A 13,682-nucleotide genomic window follows, 5' to 3' on the forward strand; every position below is an offset into this window, starting at 1 on the left:
CATACGGAACCGACCGAGCCGGACGCATCGGCATGCGCCCTCCACGCACAGGGCTCAGGCGGTGGCGACGGCGGCGGGCCGGCCGAGCTCGGTTCGCAGCAGCCGCCGCACGTTCTCGCCGAGGACCGCGACGATGGCGTCCTCCGGCCAGCCACGGCGTTGCAGTGCCTCGGTGACCAGCGGCATCCCCGCCGGCCCCTCCAGGCCGGGCAGGTACGCGTCGGCGGGCACCCCCTCGACGAAGGCGCGCTCGCAGCACGGTGGAGTGGTGTCGGCGAGCACCTCCTTGACGAAGTCGGGGCCGAGGCCGACGTGCTCGACGCCGGCCACGCCGGCGACGTGCTCCAGGTGGTCGATCAACCGGTCGATCGAGTGGTCGTCCTCGTGGAGGAACGGAGCGAAGAAGTTGACGCACACGAGGCCGCCGCCCGCGGCGATGCCCCGGATCTGCTCGTCCGTGAGGTTGCGGTGGTGGTCGAGGAGCGCCCGCGCGGAGGAGTGCGTCGCGATCACCGGCCGCGAGGCCAGCTCCAGGACGTGCCCGACGCCGGCGGCGCCGAGGTGGCTGACGTCGAAGAGCATGCCGATGCGCTCCATCTCGGCCAAGGCCGCGACCCCGGCGCGGGTGAGCCGGCCACCGGTCCGGTCCTCCCCGCTGCCGTCGGCCAGTGCCGTGCGGCCGAAGTGCGCCAGGGACGCGATCCTGACGCCCAGCCGGAACAGGGTCTCCAGCAGCTCGACGTCCTCGCCCACGCCGGGAGCGCTCTCCAGCGCCAGGATCAGGGCGATCCGGTCCTCCGCGAGGACGCCGTCGACCTGCGCGCCGTCGCGGCACAACGCGACCTCGTCGCTGTTTCCGGCCGCGAGCCGGTGCGCAGCCTCGATCATGCGGAGCGTCCGGCGCAGCGCGCCCTCGGGGCGGAACGGGTCCTCGATGAACACCGGCAGCGTCACCAGGTTCACCCCGCCGGACCGCAACTGCGGCAGCCAGCGCTCCCGGAAGAACTCCGCCCAGCGGTCGACCGGCCTGGCGACCACCGCGCACAGCAGGTCGTTGTGCATGTCGGCGACGAAAGCGCGCCGGTGCAGGCCGTTCACGCCGGCACGCGCCTGTCGGCTCGGCCGTTGTGCAGATACATCGCGTGCCCCGTGCCGTCGTCGCCGAGGAAGGCGAGCGGGGCGCGGACGCCGCGCTCGGGCTCGACCGGGAGCAGCGCATCGCCGCGCCAGGCGACCAGTTCCGTCCGGTACGGCGCGTCGTCCAGCTCGGCGGTGATCCCGGTGGGGACGCGCTCCAACCAGAGCCGCCCCTCCTCGTCCTGGCTCACCGTGGTCTCACTGGTGCTCGACGTGTAGGTGCCGACGTAGCGGGACGCGTCCAGCGGAGGCGCGGATGGATCGGGCGTCGGCTGCCCCGGCGGTTCGACACCGCCGAGCTCCCGGAGCACACGACCCGCGATCTCGGTGTACACCCGCCGCGGCGAGCCGCCGTTGGTGACGATCGCCACCGCCACGTCGCGCCCCGGCACCACGCGCAGGAACGCCGACTGGCCGATGGTGTTGCCGTCGTGGCCGAAGACCCGGCCGCCCGGGAGGTCGAAGAGCTCCCACCCCAGGCCCCAGGCAGTGCCCTGGTCGATGTCGGGCAGTCCGACCTGGGGCTGCTGCATGGCCCTGACGCTCGCGGGGCTCAGCACGGAGCCGCCGTCCGGGCCGAGCCCTCCGGCGAGATGCATGCGGGCGAAGGCCAGCAGGTCGCGAGGGCGCATCGCCAGCATCGACCCGGCCGGCGCGTTCGAGCGCGCCAGCGCCCAGACCCGGGCGGGCCCGAGCGGGCCGCCCGGCGTCTGCTCGACGTGTCCCACCGCCGCTCGGTGAATGATCGCCTCGTAGGGGTCGTTCGCGGCGTGGGTCAGGCCCAGCGGCACGAACAGGTGCGTCCTCATGCAGGCGTCGAACGGCTTCCCCCGTACGACCTCGACGATCCGGCCGAGGACGCAGTAGGCGGCGTTGTTGTACGAGAACATCTCGCCGGGCTCGAACAGCTGCGGCACCTCGTGCAGGACGCCCAGGTACTTCTCGACGCAGTCGTCGCCCTTGCCCGTGTCGGTGAAGATGTCGCCCTCGAAACCCGCGACATGGCACATCAACTGACGCACGGTGATCCGCTCCGCCGCGCGCTCGTCGGCGATACGGAACTCGGGGAGGTAGGTCCGCACCGGAGCGTCGAGGTCCAGCCTCTCCTCGTCGACCAGCTGCATGGCCAGCGTCGCGGTCAGCACCTTCGTGATCGAGCCGATCTGGAAGAGGGAGTCGACCGTCGCCTCGACGCCGGTGGCCGTGTTCAGCACCCCGGCGGCGGCGTCGACCGTCTCGCCGCCCGCGCAGACCGCCACCGCCGCCCCGGGCACCCGGTTCTCGGCGAGCAGGTCCGCCAACCGGTGTCGCAGCCACGCACCGATCTCGTCCAGTTTCGACACTGGTGTCCTCCCCGCTCGACTCCGGACGAGCATAGGGCCGGCGGGACCGGCGCTCTTCGTTCGCCGCCACCACGAGCGGCGCACCGGTTCGTGGGCACGGCCAAGCCCCCTGCGAGCCCCGGAGCAGAACAATGGCCGGAAAGGGCGGGGTGCGGGCTTGGCGGCCTCCCCGGACGCCGTCTCCGTACTGAGCACGGATGTGCGTTCTACCGGGGCCCTGTCGGATGGGAGGCAAGGACACCCGAGAGTTCGAGGTGAGGCAATGAGCAGTTCCGTCCGGCAGCTGGTGACCCGCGCACGAGACGAGGTGCGCAACATGTCGGTGCCGGAGGTCGCCGACGCGCTGGAAGGCGGCGGGGTGACGCTGGTCGATCTCCGCGAGCCCGACGAGGTCCGGCGCGAGGGCGCCATCCCGGGCGCGGTTCCGGCGCCCCGCGGAATGCTGGAGTTCTGGGCGGACCCCGCCAGCCCGTACCACCGCGAGGAGTTCGTCCCCTCCGCGCGGACGATCCTCTACTGCGCCTCCGGCGGCAGGTCGGCGCTGGCCGCGCAGACGCTGCAGGAGCTCGGCTACACCGACGTCGCGCATCTCGACGGCGGGCTGGCCGCCTGGAAGGAGCAGGGCCGGCCGGTCACCTTCGAGGCGGGACAGCGGTGAACGCGGCCGGCTTCCTCGCCGCCCCTCCCCTGACCGACGAGGCGCTGCGCATGTTCGACGAGGACATCGCCGACACCGGCCACGTCATGAACAACTCCAGGCTGTGGGCCCACCGGCCCGGCCTCGCCGCCGGGCTCTCCGAGCTGCTCGGGGAGGCCGGCGCGGCAGCCGGGCTTGACTTCCGCACGCGCGGAGTCCTCATCGCCGCGTGCGCTTCGGCCGCCGGCGACTCCTACTGCGCGCTGGCCTGGGGCTCCCGGCTGGCGGAGGCGAGCGACGCGGACACGGCCGCCGCCGTGCTCCGCGGCGCCGACACCGGGCTGACCACCCGGGAACGGGTTTTGGCCGGTTGGGCGCGGAAGGTCGCCCGCAGGCCCCACGGCACCGTCGCGGAAGACGTCCAGGAGTTGCGCGACGCCGGCTGGGACGATGCCCAGATATTCGCGATCACGGTGTTGGCGGCCTTGCGCATCGCGTTCTCGGCCGTCAACGGCGCGCTCGGCGCACGTCCGGACGCCGCCTTCCACGCCACCGCTCCCCCGGCCGTCCTCGACGCCGTGGACTATGGCCGTCCGATCGAGGACGAGACCTCGAAGCTCGGCTGACCGGAGCGTTCACAGCGAGCGCAGCGCGGTGAGCGGGGTGCTCCGGCCGGTGGCGAGGGCCATGGCGAAGCCGTCGGGCCCGAGGCGTTCGCGGAGGGCGGCCCGGAGCGGCGGCTCCCGGCTTTCGAGAGGCGCCGGGACGAGGTTCTCGACGGCGCCCAGCAGGACCGCGGCGCGGTCGGGCCGCCCGGTCGCGTGGTCGGCTCCGGCGAGCAGGAGCAGGCTCGTCACGAGCACGTTCCGGTCGCCGAGACCGACGGCGATCTCCAGGGCCTCGGCGAGGCGCCGCCGGGCCCGCCGGTGGTCTCCGGCGGCCGCCGCGGCGCCGCCGAGGCCGTGGAGGCACCGTGCCGCGCAGCGCAGGTCGCCGATCTGACGGAACTCGGAGAGCAACCGGACGAACCGGGGTTCGGCGGCGGCGTGGTCCTCGCGCGCCTGGTCGAGGCGGGCGAGCGCGACCTCGGCGTGCAGGCGCTCGTGCTCGTTGCCGCTGGTCCCGGCCAGCCGGCCGGCCTCGGCCAGCCAGGTCGCGGCCTCGTCGAGACGGACGCGGTCCTCGATCGCGACATTGGCCATGTGGAAGAGGCAGTTGGAGCGCTTGACCGGGTTGTGGAGGCGATCGAAGAGGTCGGCGGCATCCGCCAGCCGGGCCAGGGCGGCCGGGGCGTCCGGCACGGACAGCCCGAGGCGGAACAGCGCCAGCGCGCGATGCCAGTCGTCGCCCAGCCGCTCGAAAAGGGAGACGGCCCGTTCGAGGACCCCGACCTCGCTGCCCCGCGCCACCACCGCCGCCCTCGCCGTCCAGCCGAGGGCGAGCAGGGCCAGCGCCCGGTCCTGCGCCGGGGCGCTCCCGGCACGCTCATACGCCTGCTCGGCGAACCCCCGCGCCCGTTCGGTGTCCTGGTAGTCGAGCAGGATCGCGCAGGTGATCGCGGCTCGGACGCCCAGCGAGCCTCGCGGAAGGGGATGTGCGAGCAGCGTGTCGAGCCAGTCGAAGAGCTCGCCGCGGGCGCCGAGCACCTCCCAACCGGTGCCGATCCCGGCGAGGAACTCCCACGCGAGCGTCGTGTCCTGCCGCTGGAGAGCCCATCGCATCCCGGCCCGCAGGTCCGCCCAGTGGCGCCCGAACCAGCGGAGCGCGGCGGCCTGGTCGCGCCCGCAGAGGTCGGTCAGCGCGGCCACCCCCTGCCCCAGGTGGTGACGGGCGTGCTGTTCCCGTGCCCGATCGGCCGTCCCGCTCGCCTCGAGCCGCCGGAGCGCGAACTGGCGGACGCTGTCGAGCAGGCAGTACTCGGTCCTCTCGTCCTGCCGCCGGCGCGAGATCAACGAGCGGTCCAGGAGGCGCGGGAAGACCTGGACGAGGGCGGCCCCGCTCAGCGGCGGGTAGCCGAGGATCCGGGTCGCGGTGTCGTAGTCGAACGTGGCCGGAAACACCGAGCAGCGTTCGAACAGCACCCGCTCCTCGCCGCTCAGGAGCTCGTAGCTCCAGTTCAGCGCCTCCTCCAGGGTGCGGTGCCGGGCCGGTGCCCCGCGCGCCCCGTCGGTCAGCAGCGCGAACCGGTCGTCGAGCCGGGCCCGCAGCTCCGCCGCGGAGAACACGCGGGTCCGGGCGGCCGCGAGCTCGATCGCCAGCGGCAGGCCGTCCAGCCGGCGGCAGATCACCGCCACGTGCCGGGCGTTCTCCGAGGTGACCTCGAAACCGGGGGACACCGCGGCGGCGCGGTCGGCGAACAGCCGCGCGGACGCCGCGCTCAGCACGGCCGCCGGGTCGTCGCCCTCTTCGGGGACCGGCAGCGGCGGGATCTCGTACACGACCTCCCCCGCCACCCGCAGCGGCCCGTGGCTGGTGGCCAGCACGTGAAGGCCGCGGGTGGTGGCCAGCAGATCCGCGAGCAACGCCGCCGCGCCGTCGGCCACGTGCTCGCAGTTGTCGACGAGGAGCCAGTGCCGCCCCTTCGCGAGCGCGGCACGGATCTGGGCGCGCGAGCCGTCGCCCTCCCCGGCGAGGAGTCCGAGCGCGTCGGCGAACTCCCGTTCCGCGCTCCGGCCGGGCGCGGCGCGGGCGAAGTCGACCAGGACCGCGGGCGGCAGTGCGGTCGCCAGGCCCGCCAGCCGCAGCGCGAGCCGGGTCTTGCCGGTCCCGGCGGGCCCCGTCAGCGTCAGCAGCCGGTGGGAGCCGACGAGCCGGCGCAGGTCGTCGATCTCCCGGTCCCGTCCGACGAACGAGGACAGCGGCCTGGGCAGGGCGGCGGCGTCCCGGAGCGCCTTCAGCCGCTCCGCCGCCTCGACCAGGATCAGCCGGTTCGGCGAGGCTCGCCGGTCCGGGCCGCCGAGCTTGCGGAGGAGGGCCGACACGTGGCTCTCCACGGTCCGCTCCGACACGTGCAGGACGTCGGCGATCTCCTGGTTGTGCAGGCGGTCCCCGACGAGCCAGAAGATCTCCAGCTCGCGGGGCGTCACCCCCGCCGCCCGCAGCTCGTCCGGAAAGACGTCCGATCCCACCCCTTGGAGTATCCCGTCATCGGCGGACGAGTCCACCCGGGGATCACGGCACGTTCAGCGGTCGGTGACGATGAGCAGGCGCGGGCTCTGGTTCAGGCGGCGGGCTCCGACGTCGGTGCAGACGACGACGTCCTCGATCCGCGCGCCGTACAGTCCCGGAAGGTAGATGGCGGGCTGGACGGACACGGTCATGCCGGGCTCGATGACGGTCCGGTCCTCCGACGTCAGGTAGGGCGGTTCGAACTGGTCGAGCCCGACCCCGTGGCCCGTGCGATGGACGAAGAACAGCCCGTATCCGCTGGCCGCGATGGCGGCGCGGCAGACCTCGTCGATCTCGGCGGCGGTGACGCCGGGACGCACCGCCTCGCAGGCGGCGCTGTGGACGGCGAGCACGACGGAGTACATGGCCTCGAAGTCCTCGGGCGGCTCGGCGACGACGAACATCCGGGTGATGTCGGAGCAGTAGCCCTCGTGCCGTCCCCCGATGTTGACCAGCACCGCGTCGCCCGGGTTGATCACCCGCTCGGTGGGCCGGTGGTAGGGCGCGGCGGAGTGCTCCCCCGCCGCGACCGTGACGAGCGTGACCTCGTCGTGGCCGGTCTCCAGCAGAAGCAGGCGCAGCAGCCGCGCCATCTCCCGTTCGGTGGCGCCGGACCAGCGGAGTTCGGAGGCCATCGCCACGGCGCGGTCGGCGGCGACGGCCGCGCGCTCCATGGCCGCGATCTCCGCGTCGGACTTGCGCATCCGGAGCGGGGCGATGAGCGGCTCGGCCGAGGCGAACAGGGTCTGCGGGCCCAGCCGCTCCTGGATGGACAGCAGCTCATGCGCGGGCATCTGGGGATCGATGGCGACCCGCGCGCCCACCGGGATCAGGGACGAGGCGTCGGGGACGTGCTCGGGCGGGCCGTCCGGCGTGATGACGAGGAAGCCGTGCGGCGCCGGGCCGGCCAGGTACCGCAGGTTCGAGGAGGGCCGCAGGACGAGCACGTCCACGCCATGCTCGATCATGCGGGCCCGCACCCGCTCCACGCGATCGTCGCTCATTCCGGCGCCGAGTCGTAGAGCCAGCAGGCCACCCCGCGTTCCTGCACCGGCTCACGCTTCGAGCAGATCTCCATGGCGTGGGGACAACGCGGGTGAAAGCGGCACCCGGACGGCGGCGACGCCGGGTCCGGCACGTCGCCGGGCAGCTCGGCGGGGAGCGTGCCCGCCCCGTCCGGCGCGGGGATGGCGGCGAGCAGGGCCCGGGTGTAGGGGTGCTGCGGGTCGGCCCAGACCTCGGCGGTCCGGCCGATCTCGACGATCTTGCCCAGGTACATGACCGCGATCCGGTCGGCGATCATCCGGACGACCGACAGGTCGTGGCTGATGAAGAGCAGCCCCGCCCCCGACTCCACGGTCAGTGCCCGCATCAGCCCCGCGACCTGCGCCTGCGCGGAGGCGTCCAGCGCGGAGATCGGCTCGTCGCCGATCAGCAGGGAGGGCTGGGCGGCCAGGGCGCGGGCGATGGCGATGCGCTGCCGCTGCCCGCCGGAGAACTCGTGCGGGTAGCGGGCGGCCATGTCGGCCGACAGCCCGACCCGCTCCAGCAGCTCGCCCGGGGTCGGGCCGCCGCGGCGGCCGTCGGCGATCTGGCCGCCGACCCGGCGGCGCGGGTTCAGCGACGCGAACGGGTCCTGGAAGACCATCTGGATCCGGGTCAGCGCGGGGTCGCGGCGGCGCAGGCCGAGCGGCGTCACCGGGCGACCCTCGAAGCCGATGGAGCCGCCGGACGGGCGGATGATCCCGCAGATGGCGCGGGCCAGCGTGGACTTCCCGCAGCCCGACTCGCCGACGAGGCCGACGACCTCCCCGGGCGCGACGGTCAGGTCGACGCCCGCCACCGCCCGCACCGGGGGCCGGTCCGGGCTGCGGTGGTCCACCACCAGGTTCTCGACGGACAGCAGCGAGGTGTCGGGCGCCGGCTCGGCGCCGTCCGGCAGTCTCATGAGGTGCTCCGCTCCGGCAGGGCGTCCAGCAGCATTCGGGTGTACTCGTCGGCGGGCTCGCGCATGACCTGGGCGCGCGCGCCGGTCTCGACCAGCAGGCCCGCCCGCATCACGCTGATCGTGTCGGCCACCGCGGACATGACGCCGAGGTCGTGGGTGACCAGCAGGACGGCGAGCCCGAGCTCGTCGCACAGGCCGCGCAGGAGGCGCAGGACGCCGGCCTGGACGGTCACGTCGAGCGCGGTGGTCGGCTCGTCGGCGATCAGGACCTTGGGGTCGCAGGCCAGCGCGGCCGCGATCGCGATGCGCTGGCGCATGCCGCCGGAGAACTGGTGCGGGTACCGCCGGAAGGCGCCGTCGGCGTCCGGGATGCGCACCCTCGTCAGCAGTTCGACCGCGCGGCGGCGCGCCTCGGCCTTGTCCAGCTTCAGATGGTGGCGCATGTGGTCGGTGAGCTGGCGGCCGATCGTGAGCATGGGGTGCAGGCTCGTCGACTGGTCCTGGAAGACCATGCCGATCTCGCTGCCGCGCAGCGCGTTCATCTTCTTGGACGGCAGGGACAGCAGGTCGGTCCCGTCGAACAGGATCCGCCCGCCGGTGCGCGCGCCGTGCGGAAGCAGTCCCATGACCGCCATCCCGGTCATGGTCTTCCCGGAGCCGCTCTCGCCCGCGAGCCCGTGGATCCGGCCCGGCTCCAGGGCGAGGTCGATCCCCCGGATGATCTGCCGTCCCCCCAGCTCGACGGTGAGCCCCTCGATGTTCAGCAAGGTCACAGCGCCCGCTCCTTGATCGCCCGTGCGGTCCGCGGGTCGAGTGCGTCGCGCATCGTGTCACCGAGGAAGTTGAAGGCCAGCACCACCGTCAGGATGGCGAGGCCGGGGAACACGCCGACCCACCACTTGTCGAACACGTGCGTGGCCGACGCCACCATGGAGCCCCACTCGGCGGTGGGCGGCTTGGCGCCGAGCCCCAGGAACGACAGCCCCGACAGCAGCAGGAGCTGGGTGCCGATGTCGAGGGTGGCCAGCACCAGGACGGGGCCGGTCACGTTCGGCAGCACGTCGGTGCGCAGCGAGCGCCACGCGGAGAACCCGAGCAGCCGCCCGCTGATCACGAACTCGCGGGACCGGATGCCGAGCACCAGGCCGCGGGTGACCCGGGCGTACGCGGGCCAGGACACGACGAGCACGGCCAGCACCGCGTTGCGCAGGCTCGCGCCGAGCGAGGCCGCCACGGCCATCGCGAGGATGACGGTGGGGAACGCGAACACCAGGTCCGCCACCCGCATGATCGTCTCGTCCAGCCAGCGGCCGAAGTAGCCGGCGCACGCCCCCAGCAGCCCGCCGATGACGACGGACATCGCCACCAGCAGCAGCGTGAGCGGGATGGACAGGCGCGCGCCGAACAGCACCCGGCTGAGGACGTCGCGGCCGAGTTCGTCGGTGCCGAACCAGTGCGCTCCGCTCGGCGCCTGGAGCCGAGGGAACTCCTGGCTCAGCGGGTCGTGCGGCGCGAGCAGCGGCGCGGCGAGCACCACGACCAGCCATGCCGCCGCGACGACGAGGCCGACGACGGCGAGCGGCTTGCGCCACGCCTCCGGCACCCTGCGGCTCACGTGTGCCTCACTCTTGGGTCGATGACGCCGTACAGCATGTCCACCACCAGGTTGACCACCACGTAGATCACGCCCACCACGAGACCGACGCCCATCACGGCGGGCAGGTCGAGGGTGGTCGCGCTCTTGTACGCGTACTCGCCGACGCCGGGCCAGGCGTAGATCGCCTCGACGAGCACGGTGCCGGACAGCAGGCTGCCGAAGGCCAGCCCCGCGACCGTGATGACCGGCACCAGCGCGGAGCGCAGCGTGTACCGGAACAGGACGGTGCCGGCGGGCAGCCCCTTGGCCCGGGCGGCCCGCACGTAGTCCTGGCCGAGCACCTCCAGCACGGCCGACCGCGTGAACCTCGTGAGCAGGCCGATCGTGTACGCGGCGAGCACCAGCGCGGGCAGCACGAGGTGGCCGGCGGCGCTGGCGAACACGTCCCACTGGCCGGCGAGCGCGGCGTCCACCGTGTACAGGCCGGTGGTGTGCGGGGGCGGCGCCATGGCCGGGGAGAGCCTCCCGGAGCCCGGCGCCAGCCCGAACTTGTAGAAGAAGAGGTAGAAGGCCAGCAGCGCCAGCCAGAACGTCGGCACCGACACGCCCGCCAGGCTGGTCACCCGCAGGAACTGGTCCACGAACCGGTCCCGGCGCAACGCCGCGATCACTCCGAACGCGACGCCGAGCAGGAGCGACACCAGCAGCGCCGAGCCGGCCAGCTCGAACGTCGCGGGGACGAACTCCCGCAGGTCGTCGGCGACCGGCCGGTGGCTCTGCTGCGACTCGCCGAGGTCCCCGCGGACGAGGTTGCCCATGTAGGTCGCGTACTGCACGGGCAGCGGCTTGTCGAGGCCGTGCTCCTCCCGGAACTGCTGGACGATCGCCGGGTTGGCGAGCGCCTGCTGGCCGAGGTTCGCGGTGGCCGGGTCGCCGGGCACCATGTTGGTCAGGATGAAGGTGACCAGGGTGACCCCGACGGCCAGCAGTACGGAGACCGCCAGCCGCCGGGCCAGGAATCGCATCAGCGGATGCCGCGACCACCACCGGGCGCCGGGTGGCCGGCGGCCCTCGGTCGTCCGCTCGTCCGACGGGTGAGGAGACTTCATTTGCTGCCGAGCGCCGCGATCTCGAAGGTCCACACCGGGTTGACCGCGAGGCCCGTCAGCGACCCGGCGGTGACCAGGCGCTGGCTCGGCTGCATCAGCGGCACGATCGGGCCGCGCGCGTTGAGCTGGGTCTGGATCTGGTGGTACTGGGCGAACCGGTCATCGCCGATGGTGCTCGCGGCCTTCGCGCCGGCGTCCTCCAGCGCCTTGTCCGCGCCCTTCTTCCAGCCCGCGCGCTCGCCGATCAGGCCGCCGGGCAGGAAGGCGAGGTAGTTGCTGGCGTCCGGGTAGTCCGGGCTCCACCACCACAGGCCCATCTCCTCCTTGCCGTCGCGGTAGCTCTCCAGCGCGGTCGCGATCGGCGCGGGGGCGAGGTCGACGGTGATGCCGACCTCCTTCAGGTTGGCCTGGATGCGCTCGGCCAGAGGCTGGAAGGACAGGCCGTTGAGGGTGAAGTCGCTGGGGAACTCCAGCTTGACCCTGGGGTTCGTGATCCCGCCGGCCGCGAGCGCCGCCTTGGCGCCGGCGACGTCGCGCTTGGGCGCCTGGCCCGCGGGCAGCGAGCCGTTGATCATGGACGGGACGATCCCGGCCGCCTGCACCGAGCCCTCGCCGGCGAGTTCCAGCAGCCCCGCGTAGTCCACGCCCTTGCTGACGGCCTCGGCGAACCGGGGGTTGGAGGTGATCTTGCTGACGGACGGGTTCCGGTTGGTCAGCAGGAAGAACACGTTGGCGGACGCGCCCTTGACGGTCTGCGTGCCGCCGCCGATGCCCTGGGCCTGGTCGGCCGTCAGGTCCACCGCGATCTGGCTGTCGCCGCGCTGCACGTTCAGCTTCTGCGTCTGCGACTGGACGTTGCGGAGCACGACCCGCTTGTAGACCGGCTTGGTGGCGCCCCAGTACTTGGGGTTGGCCTTGAGCACGACCTGGGTGGCGGCGTTGAAGGACTCCAGCATGTACGGGCCGGACCCGGCCGACTGGCCGTTCAGGTACTTCTCCGCCTTGTCGCCGGGGCTCGCGGCGCCGCCGTTGGCCTTGACGACCTTGGAGTTGAGGATGCCGAGCGCCGGGTTCGGCAGGATGAACGGCAGCGACGGGTTCGGCTTGGCCGACACCAGCGTGATCGTCTTGTCGTCGGTCTTCTCGACCTTCACGCCGTCGAGCAGGAACGACGGGTTGCCCTTGAGGTCGCGGACCCGGTCGAGCGAGAACACCACGTCGTCGGCGGTGACGGGGCTGCCGTCGGAGAAGACCGCGTCCTGGCGCAGCTTGAGCGTGAGCTTCTTGCCGTCCTTGGACAGCTCGAACGACTCCGCCAGCGCCGGCACCGGCGTGCTGACGTCGGAGCCCTTGAAGCTGAGCAGCGTGTCGTAGAGGGCCCGGTCGATGAGCAGGCCGGTCTGCTCGTACATCCGGCCCGGGTCCGCGGTCTTGAGGTTGAACGAGGTGTCGATGACCAGGGCCTTGCCGCCCCCGTCCGACGAGGACGTCCCGCCCCCGCCCGAGCAGGCGGTCAGGCTGAGTGCTGCGGCCACGAGGACGGGCAGCGCCGCCCGCCGTGTGGTTCCACTCGTGATCGGCATCGTGGCCTCCGGGTCTCGGTCAGGTCCGTTGTCTGCTTCTGGACGACGAAGACCGATAGTGCGAGACTTCCGGCTGAACGTCTACGAGACCACCGAAAGTCAAGATAAAGCGAGAGAAGGAGACGGATCCATGGACAGACCGTCGCACGGACCACCCTCTAAGGGGGGCGAGGCTGGACAGATCCGCACCGAACTGGACGCGATCAACCTCAGGATGCTGGAGGTGCTGCGCCAGGACGGCCGGATCTCCATCGCGGCGCTCGCCCAGCGCGTCGGGATCTCCCGGGCCAACGCCTACATGCGCTTCGAGGCGCTGCGGACCAGCGGTGTGATCAGCCGGTTCACCGTGCAGGTCGACCCGGTCCGCACCGGCCTCGGCATCTGCGCGCTGATCTTCGTCACCGTCCGGCAGCAGATGTGGCCGCAGTTCCGCGCCCAGCTCTCGCTGATGCCCGAGGTCGAGTACTGCGCGATCACCACCGGCCAGCACGACGCGATGATCCAGATCCGGGCCACCGACGTCGCCGCCGTGCACCGCCTGGTCTCCGAGCGCCTGGCCGGCATCCCGGCCGTGAAGGCCACCGAGACGGTGCTCATCCTCGACGAGGTGATCCGCCGCCCGTTCGTGCTGACGTCGGACGGCGCCCCGGCGAAGGCGCAGGCGGAGCCCGGGCCCGGCCCCGTCGCCCTCGGCCGGATGCGCTTCATCCGCGCGGACGCGGGGCGGGCCGAGCTCAAAGACCTCCCGTGACGATCTCCTCGCACACGCTGACCTGGGGCGTGTCGTCCCCGTCGAACCGGAACTCCTCCACCAGCCGGATCCGGCCGTCCCGCAGCAGCTCGATCCGGTTCGTGCTGGACCCGGCGACCGGGTCCGCGCTCCCCTTGGTCAGGTGCACGTAGTTCAGCCGGACCTCGGCTCCGCGCCGGGCCCCCACGAACCGGCCGTGGACCACGGTGTCGCCTTCGTAACTTCCCCACACCACGCCGTCGGCCTCCGTGTAGGCGAATCGCGTGGGCGCGTCAGGGTCCACGCGGCTCGCGGTGGAGCTGACCATCGCGAACCGGCGGCCATCCAGATTAAAGAGATCATTCTCGTTCACGGGCTCATCGTGCCGGGTTCCGCGGCTCGCGCAATCGCGCCTGAACGCATCGTCGCG

At 72.8% G+C, this 13,682-nt stretch carries 13 protein-coding genes; 3 read left to right on the top strand and 10 right to left on the bottom strand.

What is annotated here, in order from left to right; translation table 11 throughout:
• Positions 1–54: 54 nt before the first annotated feature.
• Both AB0C87_RS16855 and AB0C87_RS16860 read right to left on the bottom strand, forming a co-directional pair.
• Positions 55–1,098: a membrane dipeptidase gene (locus AB0C87_RS16855; protein WP_353831268.1), complete on the bottom strand. Its 1,044-nt coding sequence runs from the start codon at positions 1,096–1,098 to the stop codon at positions 55–57.
• A complete protein-coding gene (locus AB0C87_RS16860; protein WP_353831267.1) occupies positions 1,095–2,480 on the bottom strand; it encodes a serine hydrolase in 1,386 nt (461 codons plus the stop codon). The genes AB0C87_RS16855 and AB0C87_RS16860 overlap by 4 nt, the downstream gene beginning before the upstream one ends.
• Positions 2,481–2,742: 262 nt before the next feature.
• Between AB0C87_RS16860 and AB0C87_RS16865 the strand changes: the two genes are divergently transcribed.
• Both AB0C87_RS16865 and AB0C87_RS16870 read left to right on the top strand, forming a co-directional pair.
• Positions 2,743–3,138 (top strand): rhodanese-like domain-containing protein, encoded by a 396-nt coding sequence (locus tag AB0C87_RS16865; protein ID WP_345172249.1) that lies wholly within the window; start codon positions 2,743–2,745, stop codon positions 3,136–3,138.
• Positions 3,135–3,743 (top strand): hypothetical protein, encoded by a 609-nt coding sequence (locus AB0C87_RS16870; RefSeq protein ID WP_360578313.1) that lies wholly within the window; start codon positions 3,135–3,137, stop codon positions 3,741–3,743. Before AB0C87_RS16865 ends, AB0C87_RS16870 begins: the two co-directional genes overlap by 4 nt.
• Positions 3,744–3,752: 9 nt before the next feature.
• Here AB0C87_RS16870 and AB0C87_RS16875 read toward each other — a convergent pair whose 3' ends face one another.
• From AB0C87_RS16875 to AB0C87_RS16905, 7 genes are all read right to left on the bottom strand, one after another.
• Positions 3,753–6,245 carry a LuxR C-terminal-related transcriptional regulator gene (locus AB0C87_RS16875; protein ID WP_360578315.1) on the bottom strand — a complete coding sequence of 831 codons (2,493 nt, stop codon included), beginning with the start codon at positions 6,243–6,245 and terminating at the stop codon, positions 3,753–3,755.
• Positions 6,246–6,299: 54 nt separating this feature from the next.
• Positions 6,300–7,289: a M24 family metallopeptidase gene (locus tag AB0C87_RS16880; RefSeq protein ID WP_345172243.1), complete on the bottom strand. Its 990-nt coding sequence runs from the start codon at positions 7,287–7,289 to the stop codon at positions 6,300–6,302.
• Positions 7,286–8,233, bottom strand: a complete 948-nt coding sequence (locus AB0C87_RS16885) for an oligopeptide/dipeptide ABC transporter ATP-binding protein (RefSeq protein WP_353831264.1) — start codon at positions 8,231–8,233, stop codon at positions 7,286–7,288. The genes AB0C87_RS16880 and AB0C87_RS16885 overlap by 4 nt, the downstream gene beginning before the upstream one ends.
• The gene (locus AB0C87_RS16890; protein ID WP_360353339.1) at positions 8,230–9,006 is read right to left on the bottom strand and encodes an ABC transporter ATP-binding protein; all 777 of its coding nucleotides are present in this window, start codon (positions 9,004–9,006) and stop codon (positions 8,230–8,232) included. Before AB0C87_RS16890 ends, AB0C87_RS16885 begins: the two co-directional genes overlap by 4 nt.
• Entirely contained in the window at positions 9,003–9,848 is an 846-nt protein-coding gene (locus AB0C87_RS16895; RefSeq protein WP_345172237.1) for an ABC transporter permease, read from the bottom strand. Before AB0C87_RS16895 ends, AB0C87_RS16890 begins: the two co-directional genes overlap by 4 nt.
• Positions 9,845–10,855 carry an ABC transporter permease gene (locus AB0C87_RS16900; RefSeq protein ID WP_345172235.1) on the bottom strand — a complete coding sequence of 337 codons (1,011 nt, stop codon included), beginning with the start codon at positions 10,853–10,855 and terminating at the stop codon, positions 9,845–9,847. The genes AB0C87_RS16895 and AB0C87_RS16900 overlap by 4 nt, the downstream gene beginning before the upstream one ends.
• An 80-nt stretch (positions 10,856–10,935) precedes the next feature.
• Complete coding sequence (locus AB0C87_RS16905; RefSeq protein ID WP_360578317.1) at positions 10,936–12,522, bottom strand: ABC transporter substrate-binding protein; 1,587 nt, start codon at positions 12,520–12,522, stop codon at positions 10,936–10,938.
• A 130-nt stretch (positions 12,523–12,652) separates the two neighbouring features.
• On the opposite strand from AB0C87_RS16905, the gene AB0C87_RS16910 reads away from it, so the two are divergent.
• Positions 12,653–13,273 (top strand): Lrp/AsnC family transcriptional regulator, encoded by a 621-nt coding sequence (locus tag AB0C87_RS16910; protein WP_345172233.1) that lies wholly within the window; start codon positions 12,653–12,655, stop codon positions 13,271–13,273.
• On the opposite strand, the gene AB0C87_RS16915 is transcribed toward AB0C87_RS16910, so the two are convergent.
• Positions 13,257–13,625: a hypothetical protein gene (locus tag AB0C87_RS16915; protein ID WP_360578320.1), complete on the bottom strand. Its 369-nt coding sequence runs from the start codon at positions 13,623–13,625 to the stop codon at positions 13,257–13,259. The two genes, AB0C87_RS16910 and AB0C87_RS16915, sit on opposite strands and share 17 nt — an antisense overlap.
• Positions 13,626–13,682 lie beyond the last annotated feature (57 nt).

The organism is Actinomadura sp. NPDC048021 (assembly GCF_040653135.1).
GTDB lineage: Bacteria > Actinomycetota > Actinomycetes > Streptosporangiales > Streptosporangiaceae > Spirillospora > Spirillospora verrucosospora.

Bases quoted from the DNA above. Each gene is read 5' to 3' on its own strand.
- AB0C87_RS16865 (WP_345172249.1), top strand. From the start codon at position 2,743: ATGAGCAGTTCCGTCCGGCAGCTGGTGACCCGCGCACGAGACGAGGTG.
- AB0C87_RS16880 (WP_345172243.1), bottom strand. From the start codon at position 7,289: ATGAGCGACGATCGCGTGGAGCGGGTGCGGGCCCGCATGATCGAGCAT.
- AB0C87_RS16885 (WP_353831264.1), bottom strand. From the start codon at position 8,233: ATGAGACTGCCGGACGGCGCCGAGCCGGCGCCCGACACCTCGCTGCTG.
- AB0C87_RS16900 (WP_345172235.1), bottom strand. From the start codon at position 10,855: ATGCGATTCCTGGCCCGGCGGCTGGCGGTCTCCGTACTGCTGGCCGTC.
- AB0C87_RS16905 (WP_360578317.1), bottom strand. From the start codon at position 12,522: ATGCCGATCACGAGTGGAACCACACGGCGGGCGGCGCTGCCCGTCCTC.
- AB0C87_RS16910 (WP_345172233.1), top strand. From the start codon at position 12,653: ATGGACAGACCGTCGCACGGACCACCCTCTAAGGGGGGCGAGGCTGGA.